At 71.6% G+C, this 15,653-nt stretch carries 13 protein-coding genes; 6 read left to right on the top strand and 7 right to left on the bottom strand.

The genetic code is table 11. The features are described 5' to 3' along the window. Positions 1-262 precede the first annotated feature (262 nt). Positions 263-472 carry a hypothetical protein gene (locus tag ACWDZ6_RS03195; RefSeq protein ID WP_326649434.1) on the bottom strand — a complete coding sequence of 70 codons (210 nt, stop codon included), beginning with the start codon at positions 470-472 and terminating at the stop codon, positions 263-265. 91 nt (positions 473-563) lie between these two features. Between ACWDZ6_RS03195 and ACWDZ6_RS03190 the strand changes: the two genes are divergently transcribed. The 4 genes from ACWDZ6_RS03190 (at position 564) to ACWDZ6_RS03175 (ending at position 5,510) form a co-directional block, all read left to right on the top strand. Further along, positions 564-1,763, top strand: coding sequence for a bifunctional adenosylcobinamide kinase/adenosylcobinamide-phosphate guanylyltransferase (locus ACWDZ6_RS03190; protein ID WP_451501445.1), 1,200 nt, complete (start codon positions 564-566; stop codon positions 1,761-1,763). Between the two features lie 123 nt (positions 1,764-1,886). Beyond that, positions 1,887-2,948 (top strand): nicotinate-nucleotide--dimethylbenzimidazole phosphoribosyltransferase, encoded by a 1,062-nt coding sequence (cobT, locus tag ACWDZ6_RS03185; protein ID WP_326655164.1) that lies wholly within the window; start codon positions 1,887-1,889, stop codon positions 2,946-2,948. 79 nt (positions 2,949-3,027) lie between these two features. Next, a complete protein-coding gene (locus tag ACWDZ6_RS03180) occupies positions 3,028-4,803 on the top strand; it encodes a phosphatidylglycerol lysyltransferase domain-containing protein (protein ID WP_451501444.1) in 1,776 nt (591 codons plus the stop codon). Between the two features lie 5 nt (positions 4,804-4,808). Continuing rightward, positions 4,809-5,510, top strand: a complete 702-nt coding sequence (locus ACWDZ6_RS03175; protein ID WP_451501443.1) for a hypothetical protein — start codon at positions 4,809-4,811, stop codon at positions 5,508-5,510. On the opposite strand, the gene ACWDZ6_RS03170 is transcribed toward ACWDZ6_RS03175, so the two are convergent. Further along, positions 5,459-6,214, bottom strand: coding sequence for a hypothetical protein (locus tag ACWDZ6_RS03170; RefSeq protein WP_366735186.1), 756 nt, complete (start codon positions 6,212-6,214; stop codon positions 5,459-5,461). The two genes, ACWDZ6_RS03175 and ACWDZ6_RS03170, sit on opposite strands and share 52 nt — an antisense overlap. 117 nt (positions 6,215-6,331) lie before the next feature. On the opposite strand from ACWDZ6_RS03170, the gene ACWDZ6_RS03165 reads away from it, so the two are divergent. Continuing rightward, positions 6,332-7,096, top strand: coding sequence for an adenosylcobinamide-GDP ribazoletransferase (locus ACWDZ6_RS03165; RefSeq protein ID WP_451501442.1), 765 nt, complete (start codon positions 6,332-6,334; stop codon positions 7,094-7,096). 74 nt (positions 7,097-7,170) lie between these two features. On the opposite strand, the gene ACWDZ6_RS03160 is transcribed toward ACWDZ6_RS03165, so the two are convergent. The 5 genes from ACWDZ6_RS03160 to ACWDZ6_RS03140 form a co-directional block, all read right to left on the bottom strand. Further along, on the bottom strand, positions 7,171-7,962 hold the full coding sequence (locus tag ACWDZ6_RS03160) for an endo alpha-1,4 polygalactosaminidase (RefSeq protein ID WP_451501477.1): 792 nt from the start codon (positions 7,960-7,962) through the stop codon (positions 7,171-7,173). Between the two features lie 14 nt (positions 7,963-7,976). Then, entirely contained in the window at positions 7,977-8,624 is a 648-nt protein-coding gene (locus ACWDZ6_RS03155) for a spherulation-specific family 4 protein (protein ID WP_366735184.1), read from the bottom strand. Then, complete coding sequence (locus ACWDZ6_RS03150; protein ID WP_451501441.1) at positions 8,621-10,231, bottom strand: hypothetical protein; 1,611 nt, start codon at positions 10,229-10,231, stop codon at positions 8,621-8,623. The genes ACWDZ6_RS03155 and ACWDZ6_RS03150 overlap by 4 nt, the downstream gene beginning before the upstream one ends. Beyond that, on the bottom strand, positions 10,228-11,679 hold the full coding sequence (gene pelF / locus ACWDZ6_RS03145; RefSeq protein ID WP_451501440.1) for a GT4 family glycosyltransferase PelF: 1,452 nt from the start codon (positions 11,677-11,679) through the stop codon (positions 10,228-10,230). Before pelF ends, ACWDZ6_RS03150 begins: the two co-directional genes overlap by 4 nt. 64 nt (positions 11,680-11,743) lie before the next feature. Beyond that, positions 11,744-13,798, bottom strand: a complete 2,055-nt coding sequence (locus ACWDZ6_RS03140; RefSeq protein ID WP_451501439.1) for a hypothetical protein — start codon at positions 13,796-13,798, stop codon at positions 11,744-11,746. Between the two features lie 275 nt (positions 13,799-14,073). Between ACWDZ6_RS03140 and ACWDZ6_RS03135 the strand changes: the two genes are divergently transcribed. After that, positions 14,074-15,630, top strand: a complete 1,557-nt coding sequence (locus ACWDZ6_RS03135) for a leucyl aminopeptidase (protein WP_366735180.1) — start codon at positions 14,074-14,076, stop codon at positions 15,628-15,630. The last annotated feature ends 23 nt before the right edge of the window (positions 15,631-15,653 follow it).

Raw genomic sequence — 15,653 nt, 5'->3', positions numbered from 1 at the left:
CAGGGGTCGTGTCCGGGACGTAAAGCGTCGCAACTCGCGCGAAGCGCGGTGAGGAAAGCAGTCCCGGACACGAGCCCCGGAGCGGACCCCGGACGACCACCGGCCCAAGACCGGACACGCCCAGGCACCCAAAACCCGCACCCCGCAAGGCACCCGCACCCCGGCGCCAGTCACGCCCACGCACCCGCCAGGGACCCGCCCCCCGCGAGGACCAGCACCGGCCCGCCCCCGCAAGGGACCCGCCCCCGCGAGGACCCGCGGGCTACGCCTCGTTCGCGTGCAGGCTCATCGGGCCGTAGATCTTCGTCGAGTCCTCCGACAGGATCACCTGGTCCGCCCCGCCCTCCAGCAGGTCCTTCCAGAACTCACCGATCCACGACTCCGCGTCCCCCTGCGTCGTGAACTCCTCCGGCTGCACCGCCGGCTGGACCTCCGTCCCGTCGGACTTCTCGAAACGCCACGTCCATGCCATGTCCGCCTCCCAAGGCCCACCAGTGATCTCCTTGCTGCCCGCAGCGTAGCCGGGCGCGCACGCCCCGCGGTGACGCGGGAGGATCGTGAGCGTGGAACTCACTCTGCTCGGCACCGGCGCCCCCGCCGGACTCCCCCGGCCCGACTGCCCGTGCGCCGCCTGCGCCACCGCCCGCGGCCCGCTCGCCCGTGCCGCCACCTCGCTGCTCGTCGACAGCGCGCTGCTGCTCGACCTCACCCCGGGCGCCGCCATGGCCGCCGCTCGGGCGGGGCGCTCACTCGTCGGCGTGCGGCAGGTGCTGCTGACGCATCCGCACGACGGGCCCCCCGTGGAGCTGCCCGCCGGGCTGCCCGCGGCGGGACGGGTCCCGGACGGACAGGAGTTGACGCTGATCAGCGGGCACCGGGTGCGTGCCGTATCGATGGACAACCCGGGCACGGGGTACGAGGTGACCTCTCTGGAAGGCGAGCGGCTCCTCTATCTGCCCCCCGGCGGAGCGCCTGCCGGTCTCGCCGAAGGGCGGGCCGCGTACGACATGGTCGTCGCCGATGTCGTGGGGCGGCCGGACGCGATCGCGCGGCTGCGCGCCGCCGGCGCGATCGGATCGAGCACCGATGTCATCGCGGTACACCTCGACCACGACGTGCCCGGCGGCCCCGAACTCTCCCGGCGACTCGCGGCCGCGGGCGCGCGGGCCGTGCCCGACGGGACCACGCTGACCGTCGGCGAGTACCACGCCGTACCGGATGTGCCGCGCCGCACCCTGGTCACCGGCGGCGCCCGCTCCGGCAAGTCGGTGGAGGCCGAGCGCCGGCTCGAGACCTTCGCCGAGGTGCTGTACGTGGCGACGAGCGGCAGCAGGGACGGCGACCCCGAGTGGGCGGCCCGGGTGTCCCTTCACCGCGACCGCCGCCCGGGGGCCTGGGACACCGTGGAGACCTGCGATCTCGTACCGCTGCTCGCCGAGGACGGGCCGCCGATGCTGATCGACTGTCTCTCGCTCTGGCTCACCGACGCGATGGACCGGGTGGGCGCGTGGGACGACGCCAAGTGGGCGGCGGACGGCGAGCACACGCTGCACGCGCGCGTCGCCGAACTGGTCGCCGCGGTACGGCATACCCCGCGCACGGTCGTCGCCGTGACGAACGAGGTCGGCAGCGGCGTCGTCCCCGCCACCGCGTCGGGCCGCCGCTTCCGCGACGAACTGGGGCGTCTCAACGCCGCCTTCGCCGCCGAGTGCGAACACGTCCTGCTGGTCGTCGCGGGCCAGGCCCTCGTCCTCCGCGGCTGACCACCCCAACTCGGCACCAGGTGCCGGGGCGCCTCCCGGCCGCCCACGAGGAACAACCACCAACGCCCCCCGGCCCACCGCACCGCAAGACCGGGTGACTGTACTGTTCGGCGAATGAGCAGGCTGAATCTCGATGACTTCTCCGACCTGATCGAGCGCCCCGACAACGGTATGCGGCGTGACGCCGAAGAGCGCCGCGAGCGGCTGATTGTTCCGCCCGGTTCCCTCGGCCGTCTCGATGAGCTGGGTGAGTGGCTGTCGGCCGCGCAGGCCTCCGTGCCGGTCAAGGCCATCGACCAGCCGCGCGTCGTGCTGTTCGCCGGTGATCACGGGGTCGCCGAACTAGGTGTCTCCGGGCGGGAGTCCGGCTCCGCGCACCGGCTGGTGCGCGCCACGCTGGAGGGCGCGAGCCCCGTCGCCGTACTGGCCCGCCGGATGGGCGTGCCGGTGCGGATCGTCGACGCCGGTCTGGACTGCGATCCGGAACTGCTGCCGGACGAGGTCGTACGTCATCGGGTGCGCCGCGGCAGCGGACGTATCGACGTCGAGGACGCACTGACCGTCGAGGAGGCCGAGCAGGCCGTACGCCTGGGTATGGCGATCGCCGACGAAGAGGCCGACTCGGGCACCGACCTGGTCGTCCTCGGCGATCTGAGTGTCGGCGGAACCACGCCCGCCGCCACGCTGATCGCCGCGCTGTGCGGCACGGACGCCTCCGTGGTCACCGGCCGCGGCGGCGCCGGAATCGACGATCTGGCCTGGATGCGCAAGTGCGCGGCGATCCGGGACGCGTTGCGGCGCGCCCGGCCGGTGCTCGGCGATCAGCTGGAGCTGCTGGCGACGGTGGGCGGCGCGGATCTGGCCGCGACGACCGGATTCCTGCTGCAGAGTGCCGTACGGCGGATGCCCGTGATCCTCGACGGAGTGGTCTCGGCGGCGTGTGCGCTGGTCGGCCAGCGGGCGGCGTTCCGAGCGCCGGACTGGTGGCTCGCGGGTCAGGTGAGCGGCGAACCCGCGCAGACGAAGGCGCTGGACCGGATGGCGCTCAACCCGCTGCTCGATCATGGCGTCACTGTGGGGGAAGGAACCGGGGCATTGCTCGCGCTCCCCCTCGTGCAGGCTTCGGCCGTGCTCGCGGCCGAACTGCCGGAGCGTACGGAGCCGGTGGAGAGCGACACGGACTGACGCGTCGGTGCGGCCGCCACCACCGGGCGGCCGCACCCTCGCCCACCTTGATGCGTGATGCCCCATATCATCGCGTTTCATGGGAGAGGTCCGCTTGTCCAGCGAAGAGGCGAGCCGCAGTACGAGCCGAAGCACCGTCCGTTCGCGGCGCAGCGCGACGTTCGCCGTCTGGTATCTGCGCGCCGTCGCGTTCATCAACCTCCTGAGTGCTGTGTGGGTTTCTCTCCTCCAGGATCTCCGGCGGCACAACATCGATGACTACTTCACGCCGTATCTGCTCACCGCGGGCTTCGCCTCCGGCGCCTTCACGCTCTTCCTGGCCATCACCATGCGCCGCCGCAAGCGCGCCGCCTGGATCCTCAACTTGGTACTGGCCGGGCTCTTCCTGCTGCTCTTCGTTCTCGCGCTCGGCGTCGACCCCGAAATCCGGGAGCACGCGCAGAACTGGATCTCGCTCGTCCTGACCGCCGCCTTCGTACTCGCGCTGGTGCTCGGCCGGCGGGAGTTCTACGCGAAGGGCGACCGTTCCAACCCCAAGCTGGCCGCGGCCGTCGCGGTCGGCGGGCTCCTGGTCACCTCGCTGCTCGCCGCGATACTCGTCACCGTCACCAATACCGCGGCCGGCCGGTCCACCTTCCTGGAGCGCTGGTACTACGGCCTGATGCGGCTGGTCTCGCTCGCCGCGGACGACTCCCACATCGCCGGTATCAGCACGCCCGGCTGGGTCAACGTCACCATCAACGTGCTCTCCACACTGTTGCTGTTCGCCGTGCTGTACGCGGCCTTCCGCTCCCGCCGGGCCGTCGACGCGCTCACCGAGGACGACGAGGAGAGGCTGCGCGTCCTGCTGCAGCGCCACGGCGACCGTGACTCGCTCGGCTACTTCTCGCTGCGCCGCGAGAAGAGCGCCGTCTGGTCACCGACCGGGAAGGCCGCCGTCGTGTACCGCGTGGTGGGCGGGGTGTCGCTCGCCTCGGGCGACCCGATCGGCGACCCGGAGGCATGGCCCGGCGCGATCGACCCCTGGCTGGCCGAGGCGCGTGAACACGGCTGGATCCCCGCGGTGATGGGCGCGAGCGAGGAGGCAGGGACGATCTACGCGCGGCACGGTCTGGACGCCCTGGAGCTCGGCGACGAGGCGATCGTGGAGACCGACGACTTCACTCTGGACGGCCGCGCGATGCGGACCGTGCGCCAGGCCTACAACCGAGTCGGGCGCGCGGGGTACGAGGTGCGGATCCGCCGCCACGAGGACATCCCGCCCGAGGAGATGGCCGTACTGCTCGGCCGCGCCGACGACTGGCGCGACGGGGCCACCGAGCGCGGCTTCTCGATGGCGCTGGGGCGGCTCGGCGATCCCGGCGACGGCCGCTGCGTAATGCTCGAGTGCACGGACGGCCAGGGCGAGTTGCGGGCGGTGCTGAGCTTTGTGCCCTGGGGCCCCAAGGGGCTCTCGCTCGATCTTATGCGGCGTGACCGGGGCTCCGAGAACGGCCTGATGGAATTCATGGTCATCGAGCTCCTGCAGCGCGCGAGGGAGATCGGGATCACTCAGGTGTCATTGAACTTCGCGATGTTCAGATCGGTCTTCGAACGTGGCTCGAAGCTCGGCGCCGGTCCGGTGCTGAGACTGTGGCGCTCGCTTCTCAGTTTCTTCTCCCGCTGGTGGCAGATCGAGTCGCTGTACCGCGCCAACGCCAAGTACCGACCGATCTGGGAGCCACGTTTCATGCTCTTCGAAAAGAGCGCCGACCTGCTGCGCATCGGCCTGGCGGCAGGCCGCGCCGAGGGCTTCCTCGAGGCGCCGGGACTGCCCAAGTGGCTGCACCGCAGACACCTGGAGACCAAGCGTTGAACCCGGTGAGCGCGTTCGCCCGCTGTGAGTGGGGGCCGCTGTACGTGACCGTGCGCAGGGCGCTCGTCACCAGGAAGTGGCGGGCGATCCCGATGACGCTCGGGGCGGTCTGTCTCACGGCCGTGTTCCAGCTGGTGCAGAACCAGTCCTGGGGCATCGGCCCGGTGCGCAACCTCGGCTTCGTGAAGGCCGATGACCCGCTCTGGCTGGCGTTGCTGCGTACCCCGCTGTCGCTGTTCGTCCCGGCGCTGGATCTGCCGGTGTGGGGTGCGCTGGCACAGGTCCTGCTGGTCTTCGGGATCGCGGAGATCACTCTGGGCCGGTGGCGGACGCTGGTGATCGCGTATGTGTCGACGCTGGCCGGCACGACGTACGCACGGATCGGTGTCTCACTCGATCCCGAGGGCCTCTTCGGGCTTCCCGCTTCGGACGCCGTGGTCGTCGACACCGGCCCGTCGGCGGCGGTCGTCGGCCTCGCGGTCTTCGTCTGCTGGCGCTACCGGGCCTGGTGCACGGCGGTGCTGGTGGCTCTATTGATGGTCGGCGAGGTGCTCTTCAAGAACAATCTCGCGGGCAAGGAGCATCTGGCGGCGATCGCGGCGGTGCTGGCGGTGTGCGGGCTTTCGGCGCTGCGCCGGCGGCTGCGGCTCAGGCGTCAGCGTTTGCGCACCGGAAGCCGGTCGGGAGCCCCGCCGATCAGGTCCTGAAGCTTGCGGCGCGGCCGGTCCCAGCGGCGGTCGTGGTGGAAGGAGCGCAGCCCGGCCTTGGCACGCGCCTTGGGGCGGTTGCGGTAGAAGCGGCGGGCCCAGGGCGAGCCGGGCCGGGCCAGCCGTAGCGCACCGAAGATCGCCACGAACGGGATGAGCGTGCCGATGAGCGCCATCCGCAGCTTGCCCTTGAAGAGCGCGATGATCACGAAGAGGAAGTTGAACGCCAGCGTCAGGATCAGCGAGGCGCGGTCCTGGCGTTCGTCGGGGGTGAGCTGGTCCACGCCGAGCGGCGAGAAGCCGCCGAGTGCCAGCAGCGCCAGGGCCGAGGCGATCACCACGACCTCCACGCTCTGTCGGCCCTGCTCGGTCCAGTAGACGTCGTCGAGATGGAGGATGAGCGCGAACTCGTCGAGCACGAGGCCCGCGCCGATCCCGAAGAGGATCGCGAAGACCACGGCGGCGGGGCCGTCCCGGCCGTTGCCGACCGCCCCGAAGCCGCCGATCACGACCAGGATGACGCCGGGGACGACATGGTGGATGTGCATGCCGCCGGGCGTGATGTTCTTGAACGGCCCCCGGCCTGCCCTGATCAGCCGGGTGACCGTGCGCGTCACCAGGAAGGTGAGCATGAAGGAGGCCAGCGCGAGCAGCATCGGGAGCTTCCCCGGCTCGACGATGTTGCGGTAAAACCAGTGACCCATGCCACCCGCTCCCGATTCGCGCGTTATGCGCAATTTACCGTCAGTCCGGCCGGGCTACCCTTCGCGCGATACTGCGCTCACCCGGTGGACGACCGCCGGCCCCCGGTGAAGGACTCCATGGACGGCATACGTTTCGCCTTCGGCACGCTGACCGTGCTGCCGGTCCGCGTCACCCGCTGGGACCGTGCGGCGGCACGCGACGGAATGCTCTGCGCGCCGCTGGCCGGACTGGTCGTCGGCGTTTTCGCGGCGGCTCTCGGCGGGTTGCTGATGCTGCTGGGGTCGGGCCCGCTGCTCGCAGCGGTGGCCACGGCCGCCGTTCCCGCAGCCCTCACCCGCGGCCTCCATCTGGACGGTCTCGCGGACACGGCCGACGGCCTCGGCAGCGGCAAGCCCGCCGAGGACGCACTGCGAATCATGAAGCAGTCGGACATCGGCCCGTTCGGGGTCATCACCCTGCTGTTCGTGCTGCTCACCCAATGCGCGGCACTGACCGGGCTGTACGGGCAGAGCTGGGCGCACGGCGCGGTCGCGGCGGCGGTCTCCGGGGTCACCGCCCGCCTCGCCCTCACCCTCGCGTCCCGCACGGGCGTGCCCGCGGCCCGCCCGGAGGGCCTCGGTGCGGCGGTCGCGGAAGTCGTTCCGGTACCGGTCGCACTGGCCGTGGCCGCGGTGGTCACCGCGGTCTGCGCGGCGGCGGGCGCGCTCTTCGGCGCGTACGGCGCAGTGCACCACGCACTGGCGGTGGCAGCCGGACTCGTGGCGGCGCATCTGCTGCTGCGCCACTGCGTTCGCCGCTTCGGCGGGGTGACGGGCGATGTGTTCGGCGCGCTGGCCGAGACGGCGGCGACGGCGGCGCTCGTCGCGCTGGTGCTCGGCTAGGTTTCACCCTTCCGTGGCCCTCGGACGGGCGCTCGCGCACTGTGTTGTCCTCCGGCTCCGGGTGTCCGCCGGCTCTAACAGGGCTTGCGCCACACCCCGAGCTCGTACTTCTTCAGCATCGAGCTCAGCTTCAGCCGCCGGGCCTCGGCACAGAAGTCGCCTGTGTCCAGCTCGTACTCGACATGAAAGACCGCCTTGCCCGCGCGGATGAACGGTGTCAGCGCCTCGCACTCGTCGTGCTCCGCGCACTGCTCGTTGACGGCGAAGTCGAAGTCCCCCACCAGCTGCGGGATCTGGTCGAGATCGTTCTTGAGGCCGACGGCCAGGCCCCGGTCGTGGGCGAGGCCGGCGATCATGCGGTTGTAGCGGAGCTGGTCGGTGGCGGTGACGGGGAAGCCGGTGCGGTTGGCGTACGCGTCCATGTTGTCGGGCTCGACGGCGTCGAAGGCCTTGTCCCGGCACATGTCCATGCGCTCGGCCATGAGCGGTCCGAGGATGTCCGTACGCCGGATGTCGAGCCAGCGCTCACCGTCCCAGCCGTTGCCGCGGCCGAGGACCTCCTTGGGGAATTTCGCCGCGTCCGGGCGGAAGTCCTCCCAGGCGCCGGTGGAGAGATAGCAGATGACCTTGCGGCCGCGGCGGTGCAGATCGGCGACGGCGGACTTCGGGTGGTCGAAGCCGTCGATGTCGTACACCGGTACGTCCACGGCCGGGTCGAGACGGGCGCTGAGCTGCCACTGCCAGGCCAGTCCCGGCTCCGGCTGCCAGCGCTCGGCAGGCGGCTTCCCGTCGGAATGGTCGGAATGGTCGGTGCAGCCCGCCGGCAACAGGACAAGCAGCGCGAGCAGGGGGAGTACGCGTCTCACCGGGCGTACGCGTCTCACCGGGACGGCTCCAGTGCGGACGGGAGGGTGCTCCAGGGGTGAGCCCCGGCTCCCGGGACAAGGCAGTGGACGGCGGCGGCGGCGCGGGCTTCGGGCGGGGCCGCGTACACCAGATGGCAGAACCGCTCCGGCGGGTGGGCCGCGGTCCACAGCGGGACGATCAGGCTGCGGTAGGTGTCCCAGGGGCCCTCGAACGTGACCAGCAGCTCGGCGAGTTCCGTATAGGCCGGGTCGGGGTGGACACCGTGGTTGAGGACGAGCGTGCGGGCTCCCGCCGCGCGGGCGGCGACCGCGAGGCGGCGGTAGTGGGGCAGCGCGTCGGGGTCCGCGGATGCCTGGTCGAGGAAGGCACCGTCCGCGCCGTACCAGTCACGGTGGCGCAGCAGATCCCGTACGACGGCGGCGTGCGGGCGGCGCGCGTAATCGGTGTCGACGTAGCCGAGGACCCGGACCCCGGCCCCGCGCAGCCGCTCCGCGACCGCCGCGAACTCCGGGTCGGCGGCCGCGCCGGGGCCACTGGCGGGGTTGATCACCACGCCGTAGAGCCGGGGCGCGGCGGCGATGAGCGTGTCCCAGGCTTCGGGCTGCTCGGCGGGATGCTCGTAGTACGGCACCAGCAGTCTCTTCACAAAACCGTTCCTCATACGCGGTGGGCGCTCGCACGGCCCAGCAGAACACAGACCATCCCCGCCAGCAGCGCCGCCGCCACCGCCGCGACAACGAGCCCGACAAGCCCGGGGCCGCCCGTGCCGGTGAGCAGGGCCAGCGCCTGCGCCAGGGCCGCAGCCACGCACACCGCGGCCGCGCGGAGCACCGCGCCGAACGACTGGAGCAGCAGCCCGGTCCACAGCACTGTCCCTATGAGCAGCAGCGTGGCGAGGCGCCCGCCGCCGAGCGCGGGGGCGTCGGGCCACAGCACCGTCCCCGCGACGGCGAGGACGAACAGAACGGTGAGATATCCGGCGAGACACTCGGCGAGCACGGCGGCGGCGCCGCGCCGGAAGGCGCGTGAAGTGGTGCTCGCGCGCAGCCCGGCGAGGCTCCCGCCGCGGAAGCGGTGCAGCAGCCATTCGGCCGGCCCCATGCTGAGCGTCAGCGCCACGGCGGAGGGCGCGGAGACGACCGCGCCGGGGCCGCCGGCGAGGACATCGCCGAGTGCGGTGTAGAGGACGAGGACGCCGGTGCCGAGCCCGAAGAGCCCGTACGGGAGGGAGGCGGCGACGCGGGGAGCGGCCCGCGTGTCCCGGCGGCGCCGCCGTGTGCTCCATGGCCGGACCGGCTGGATTTCCCCGCCCGTCCGGCGGGAGGACCCGTCCGCGCGGGCGGCCCTCAGCCCCGCCCGCGATGGTGAAGACAAGCCCCACCTGTGCCAATTGAGGAGCGGGGTTCGGGGCGAAGCCCCGGCAGAGGGCTGCCGCTCCCGCGAACCCGGGATGCATCGCGCCAGCGTGGCCCCCGCCAGCACCACCGCGCACACCAGCGACAGCAGCAGCAAACCCGTCCGCAGCGGTACCGCCAGGTCGTACGACAGTGCCAGTGCGGCACCCGCCGTCATCGGTAACAGCGCGCAGAGCAGCGCCCGTTCGCGGCCCAGGACCAGCAGGACCGTCGCCGCCGCCAGATAGAGCGCCTGGGCCGACGCGAACGCCGCCGCGGGCCACTGGCCGGGGCCTGACGACACCGTCGCCGCGATCGCCGCCGTCGCCGAGCCCAGCAGCGCGCCCGCCGGAGCGCCCGTCAGCAGCGCGCGGGCGGCCGCCTCGCGGTCGCCCAGGCCCAGCCAGGAGTAGGCGCGGTGCGAGAACGCCTGGTTCCACACCCAGCCGGTCAGCGCGCCCGCGAGCAGCGGGGCCAGGCCAGCGCCCCGCAGCAGCGGTGCTCCCAGCACATAGGCAAGGCCCGGCAGTGCGAAGACGAGGCCGCGCAACAGGCAGCCGAGCAGCCCCACGTGCCATGGGTCGACGGGCGGGCCCGGCGGCTCGGGGTAGCGGCGCGGGATCCGGGCGTACAGCTCTTCGGCGAGCGTGAAGGAGTCCTCGCGGCCGTATGTGAGGCGAATGTGGTCGTCCGTCATGCCGTCGGACTCGAGGATCGCGGCGATCTCGTCCGGATGGACGGCCGCCGCGACCAGCTCCTCCAGACGGACCGCGAGTTCGTCCAGCGGATCGGCGGCGCGGCCGCCCCGCTGCCGGGGCAGCACCGGCAGCGTGTCGACCTGCTGGCCGGGTCCCTGCCAGAGCGGCCCGCTCATCCCAGCGCCCACTCGGTGGCCTGCCGGATGTCCGCGTCCTCAGCCCCGGGCAGGCCCTCCGCCAGCTCGAGGTAGATACGCCGGAAACCGTCCACCGAACGGCGCAGCGTGAACTGGTCCACGACCCGCTGCCGCGCCCGCCCGCCGAGGCCGGCCCGTCGTTCGGGGTCCCGCAGCAGCCCCATCGTCGCCTCCGCCATCAGCGCGGGCTCGCGCGGCGGCACCACAAGCCCTGTGTCGCCGACCGCTTCCCGTACTCCGCCCACGTCCGTGGAGACCGTGGCGCGGCCGCACGACATCGCCTCGATCAGTGAGAACGGGAACCCTTCGCTGATGCTGGAGAGCAGCACCACGCTTCCCGAGGCATAGGCGCGCGACACATCGCTGACGCGCCCCTCCCAGCTGATGCCGTCCACGACGCCCAGTTCAGCGGCGAGTTTCTCCAGCCGTGTCCGGTACGCCTCGCCGCCCGCCGGCACGCCGCCGAACAACCGCAGCCGCACCTCGGGCAGTTCGGCGCGGACCATGGCGTACGCCCGGATCAGCGTCTCCAGGTCCTTGATCGGGTCGATCCGCCCGGCCCAGGAGATCGTCGGCACGTCCGGCTCCGGGCCCGCCTGCGGGAAGGCGTGCGGGTCGACGCCGTTGTAGACGGTGCGGATTCGGTCCGCGGGCGCCCCGCCCCGCTCCTCCCACCGCCGGTTGTACCGATTGCAGGGTGTGATCAGATCGGCGCGCCGGTAGCCCAGCGAGTTGAGCTCCCGGTAGAAGCCGAGCATCAGCGCCTTCACCGGCGCGCGCTGCGCCTCGACGCGGTAGCCGAGGTAGCGCTCACGCAGATAGATGCCGTGCTCGGTGAGCAGGAACGGCACGCCCTCGAAGCGCTGCGCGGCGAGCGCGGGCAGCGTGGCGAGCCCCGCGCTGACGGCGTGCGCGATCGAGTCGTCCGGTATCCGTACCGCCAGCGGCCGCAGCGCGTGCTCCAGCAGATCGGTGGCGGTCAGCGCGTCGTGCACGGTCGGCCGGGACGCGGATATCTCCAGATGCGGCATGGTCCAGATCCACATCAGCGAGCGCAGTACGGACTCCGAGCGCAGTGCCTCCGACAGCTGTCCCGCGCGGGCCAGCAGCGCCAGTTCGTACAGTCCCGCGCCGAAGTCGCAGCCCGCCGACGGGTCGAGTACCGACAGCAGGAAGCTTTCGTAGATGTCGGTGAAACGGCGCCGCTTCGGCCCGAAGAGGGGCCGGCGCCGCCCCGGCACCGGCCCCCAGAGAGGAAAGGCCGAGTGCCGGTAGACATTCGACGGCAGCTCCCAGGTGACCGGCTCACGGCCGGTGCCGGTGAGGGCGACGACATTGAAGTCGACCTCCGGCATTCCGCGTACGAGCTGGTCGCACCAGGTCGACACACCCCCGTGGACGTGTGGATAGGTGCCTTCGGTGAGCATGGTGACATGACTGCCGCGGCTCAGAATGTTGTCCCCCCTGGACAGCGATGACGGTCGGCTGCGCTCAAGCCGGGAGCTTGAGCGTGACGGCCGACTGGAGCAGTTCGGGCGAGGTCCAGGCCGAGCGTGCTCCCGCGTACGGAGTCCCGAACACAGCCGTGCCCAGGAACAGTTGCTTAAGGGTGCCTTCCGGGGCGGTGACCGGCGCGGTCACGCCCGAGGGCGCCTGCACGGTGACGGTGGAGCCGATGCGGTACGCGGTCACCCTGCCGTCCGCGAGCGCCTTGTTCCAGGCGGCCCGGCGCTGAAGCTCCGTACCCGCGTCGCGCTGGCTCGGGTTGACGAGCGGGGCGCTGTCGGCGAACAGCGCGCGGTAGTCGGCCAGCACCTTGTCGAGCACCGGGTAGAGGATGCGCTCCTCGGCAAGGTTGGACTGGTGGACGTAGTGCGGCCGCGGGTCGTTGGCGACGACATGGCTCAGCGCGGTACGGGCCTCCTGCGGCACGATGTACGAGGCGTAGCCGGTGGCGGTGTCCAGTGGCTCGGCCAGGCAGGTGGAGGCGGGGTTTGTTTCGCAGACGCCGCTGCCACCGTCGCCCTCGGCGGTGTAGATCCAGTTGTACTCGTCCGCCATCTCGGCCGCGGTGCCGACGTTGTAGTACACGTTCATCGGGTGGCGCGGCACGGTCAGCGCCGCTCCGGCCTTCCGCTGCTGCGGCTCGCGGGAGTTGTCGCCGGCGACCCACTTCACGCCGTTGTCGGCCAGCGCCCCGGCGAGGTTCGGATTGTCCTGGGGCTGCTGCGGCAGGGTCATGAGACCGGAGTGCTCGCCGGTGACCAGCTCGGTGCGGTCGGTCGGAATGCCCTTGCCGACGGCCCAGTTGTAGTTGTCGCGGATCTGCGCGGAGATGTCGGCCCGGCTCGTCCACCGGGTGTTGCCCGCGGTGTCCTTGGCGCACTGCCACGGCACGACCGAGACGTCCTGGACACAGCCGAGGAAGAGGTGCGTATAGGTGTGGTTGACCCAGCGGTACTGCGCGCGGTCGGCCACCAGCTGTGCGGCGAGCGCGTCGGTACCGCCGTGCTCGGTCTTCCACTCCTCGCCGGCGCCCGCGTTGTAGACCATGTCGAGAGTGAAGCCGCTGGTCTGCTGCCACTGCCTGGCGTACTGCGCGTCGGCGGCCGTCATCCGGATGTCGGCGGTGGTCTCCTCGCCCCCGTCGCCACAGTCGATGTCGCCGGGCGTGCAGTTGCGGTCCTTGTCCCAGCGGGCGTCGGGCGCGAAGACGTCGTCGACGTGCACGGAGAAGTAGCTGCGGCTCTGGCCGAGGTGGACGCCCCGGGTGAGCCATTCGACGATGCCGCGGGCCAGCACCCGGAACTGCCGCTGGTACTGGTTGTAGGCGAACGTGACGACCAGCTCGCTGCGTCCGTCGTGGGCGTACTCGCCGACCAGGCTGCCGCGGGCGGCGCCGTCGCCGACCGGTGTGTCGAGATAGCTGGTGAAGCCTTCCCTGGGCTTGCCGGCGAAGCCGTAGCTCTCGGCGACCAGAGCGGAGTTGTCCTCGAACCGGACCGGTCCGTCGAGATAGCCGAAGGGACCTGTACGCCCGGCGGCGGTGACCGCGCTCTGCGCGCCGTCGAGCACCCCCGCGTAGCCGCCGTTGTCGACGTACTCCAGACCTACACCCGGATGGGACCAGGTGTAGGCGTCGACCTGGCGGATGCCGAAGGTCCGCTCGTACGCGAAGAGCGCGGCGTTCTCCGCGGCTCCGGCGGTCGAGTCCGCGCCGAACGGATCCTCGTCGGGGACGACGATGCCCTGGTACTTGGCTCGCGGCCGGCCGCTCACGGTGTCGCTGAGAAAGGCGGCGTCGACGACGGGACGCCCCGGATCGTCGAGGCGCACCGTCCGGTACGGCACCCCGGTGTCCTTCAGCTCCGAGACGATCGCCCCGACCGCGCCCCCTCCGTCGTCGACGACGAGTACCGTCAGATCGATGCGCGGCGCCGGCGCGGCGGCAGCTGCCGCGACCGACGACGGAACGGCCGTCGCCAGCACTCCGGCGGCCAGCGCCACCGCGGCCGATCTGCCCGCGCGCACTCCGTGGAACCCCATGACTTCCCCCCTCGCACGATCCCTCGGCGCACAGAAACATGCGGAGGACCTGTGGAGATGACGCAAAGAAGCCCCTCGCTCCCTTGCCTGAACGACGTGAGTGTGACTGAGGTCTCGCCGGAGTTCGCGAAAAACGTGAGAGAGACGCCACGGACGAGTGAATTGCCGCCGCCGTGAGCGAAGCATGTGACCGCGCGTAGGCTCTTGTCCGGCGTGGGATGTCGATCCATCCCCTTCTACGGCCCTGGACTCAACGGAAGCGAGATTTCACCACCGTGACTGCTCTCACTCTCAGCACTGCCGGAGCGGCGACACTGCGCGCGGACGCCCTCGTCGTCGGCGTCGCGAAGGGCGCCAAGGGGCCGGTCGTCGCGCCGGGCGCCGAGGCCGTGGACAAGGCGTTCGACGGAAAACTCGCCGCCGTCCTGGAGACCCTCGGCGCCACCGGTGGCGAGGGCGAAGTGACCAAGCTCCCCGCACCGGCCGGCCTCAAGACCCCGGTCGTCCTCGCGGTCGGACTCGGCCCGGTCCCGGAGAAGGACGAGTCGTACGACGCCGAGGCGCTGCGCCGTGCCGCGGGTGCCGCGGCCCGTGCGCTGACCGGTTCGAAGAAGGCCGCCTTCGCCCTGCCGGTCGAGGCGGCCGAGGACGCGGAGGCCATCGCGGAGGGCGCTCTGCTCGGCGCCTACGCCTTCACCGCGTACCGGAGCGGCGAGAAGGACGCGAAGAACTCGAAGAACGGCGGGGGCACCTCCCAGGCCGGAGGCGCGAAGCTGCCGCTCGGCGAGATCGCCCTGCTCGGCGCGAAGCCGCGCGACAAGGCGTACAAGGCCGCGGCCGAGCGTGCGATCGCGCTGACCGAGGAGATCAACCGCGCCCGCGACCTGGTCAACACCCCGCCGAACGACCTCTACCCCGAGTCCTTCGCCGCCGTGGCCACCGCCGCCGGCAAGGAGCACGGCATCAAGGTGCAGGTCTTCGACGAGAAGGCGCTGGCCAAGGGCGGCTTCGGCGGCATCCTCGGCGTCGGCCAGGGTTCGCAGAACCCGCCGCGTCTGGTGAAGCTCTCCTACACCCACTCCAAGGCGGCCAAGAACCTGGCGCTGGTGGGCAAGGGCATCACCTACGACTCGGGCGGCATCTCCCTGAAGCCGGCCGGTCACAACGAGACGATGAAATGCGACATGAGCGGCGCGGCCGCGGTGTTCGCCGCTGTCGTCGCGGCCGCCCGGCTCGGCCTCGCGGTCAACATCACCGGCTGGCTGGCGCTCGCCGAGAACATGCCGTCCGGTTCGGCCACCCGCCCGGGTGACGTACTTCGCATGTACAGCGGCAAGACGGTCGAGGTGCTCAACACCGACGCCGAGGGCCGCCTGGTGCTCGGGGACGCGCTCACCAAGGCGTCCGAGGAGAACCCGGACGCGATCGTCGATGTGGCGACGCTGACCGGCGCGATGGTGATGGCGCTGGGCAACCGCACCTTCGGCATCATGGCGAACGACGACGCCTTCCGTACCTCGATCCACGAGATCGCGGAGGAGGTCGGCGAGCAGTCCTGGCCGATGCCGCTCCCCGCCGAGCTGCGCAAGGGCATGGACTCCCCGACCGCCGACATCGCCAACATGGGCGAGCGGATGGGCGGCGGCCTGGTGGCCGGTCTGTTCCTGCAGGAGTTCGTGGGCGAGGGCATCACCTGGGCCCACCTGGACATCGCGGGCCCGGCCTTCCACGAGGGTGCGCCGTACGGCTACACCCCCAAGGGCGGGACCGGTTCCGCCATCCGCACCCTGGTCAAGCTCGCCGAGCGCACCGCCGCCGGCGACCTGGGCTGAGGACGGGCACCGACGGCCCCGGG

This window comes from Streptomyces sp. NPDC002926 (assembly GCF_053591755.1).
The sequence above is the reverse complement of the archived record's forward strand: the minus strand, read 5'-3'. Positions and strand labels throughout refer to the sequence as shown.

Excerpts from the sequence above, each read along its gene's own strand:
- ACWDZ6_RS03195 (WP_326649434.1), bottom strand. The coding sequence starts at position 472 with ATGGCATGGACGTGGCGTTTCGAGAAGTCCGACGGGACGGAGGTCCAG.
- ACWDZ6_RS03180 (WP_451501444.1), top strand. The coding sequence starts at position 3,028 with ATGGGAGAGGTCCGCTTGTCCAGCGAAGAGGCGAGCCGCAGTACGAGC.
- ACWDZ6_RS03170 (WP_366735186.1), bottom strand. The coding sequence starts at position 6,214 with ATGGGTCACTGGTTTTACCGCAACATCGTCGAGCCGGGGAAGCTCCCG.
- ACWDZ6_RS03165 (WP_451501442.1), top strand. The coding sequence starts at position 6,332 with ATGGACGGCATACGTTTCGCCTTCGGCACGCTGACCGTGCTGCCGGTC.
- ACWDZ6_RS03155 (WP_366735184.1), bottom strand. The coding sequence starts at position 8,624 with ATGAGGAACGGTTTTGTGAAGAGACTGCTGGTGCCGTACTACGAGCAT.
- ACWDZ6_RS03150 (WP_451501441.1), bottom strand. The coding sequence starts at position 10,231 with ATGAGCGGGCCGCTCTGGCAGGGACCCGGCCAGCAGGTCGACACGCTG.
- pelF (WP_451501440.1), bottom strand. The coding sequence starts at position 11,679 with ATGCTCACCGAAGGCACCTATCCACACGTCCACGGGGGTGTGTCGACC.
- ACWDZ6_RS03140 (WP_451501439.1), bottom strand. The coding sequence starts at position 13,798 with ATGGGGTTCCACGGAGTGCGCGCGGGCAGATCGGCCGCGGTGGCGCTG.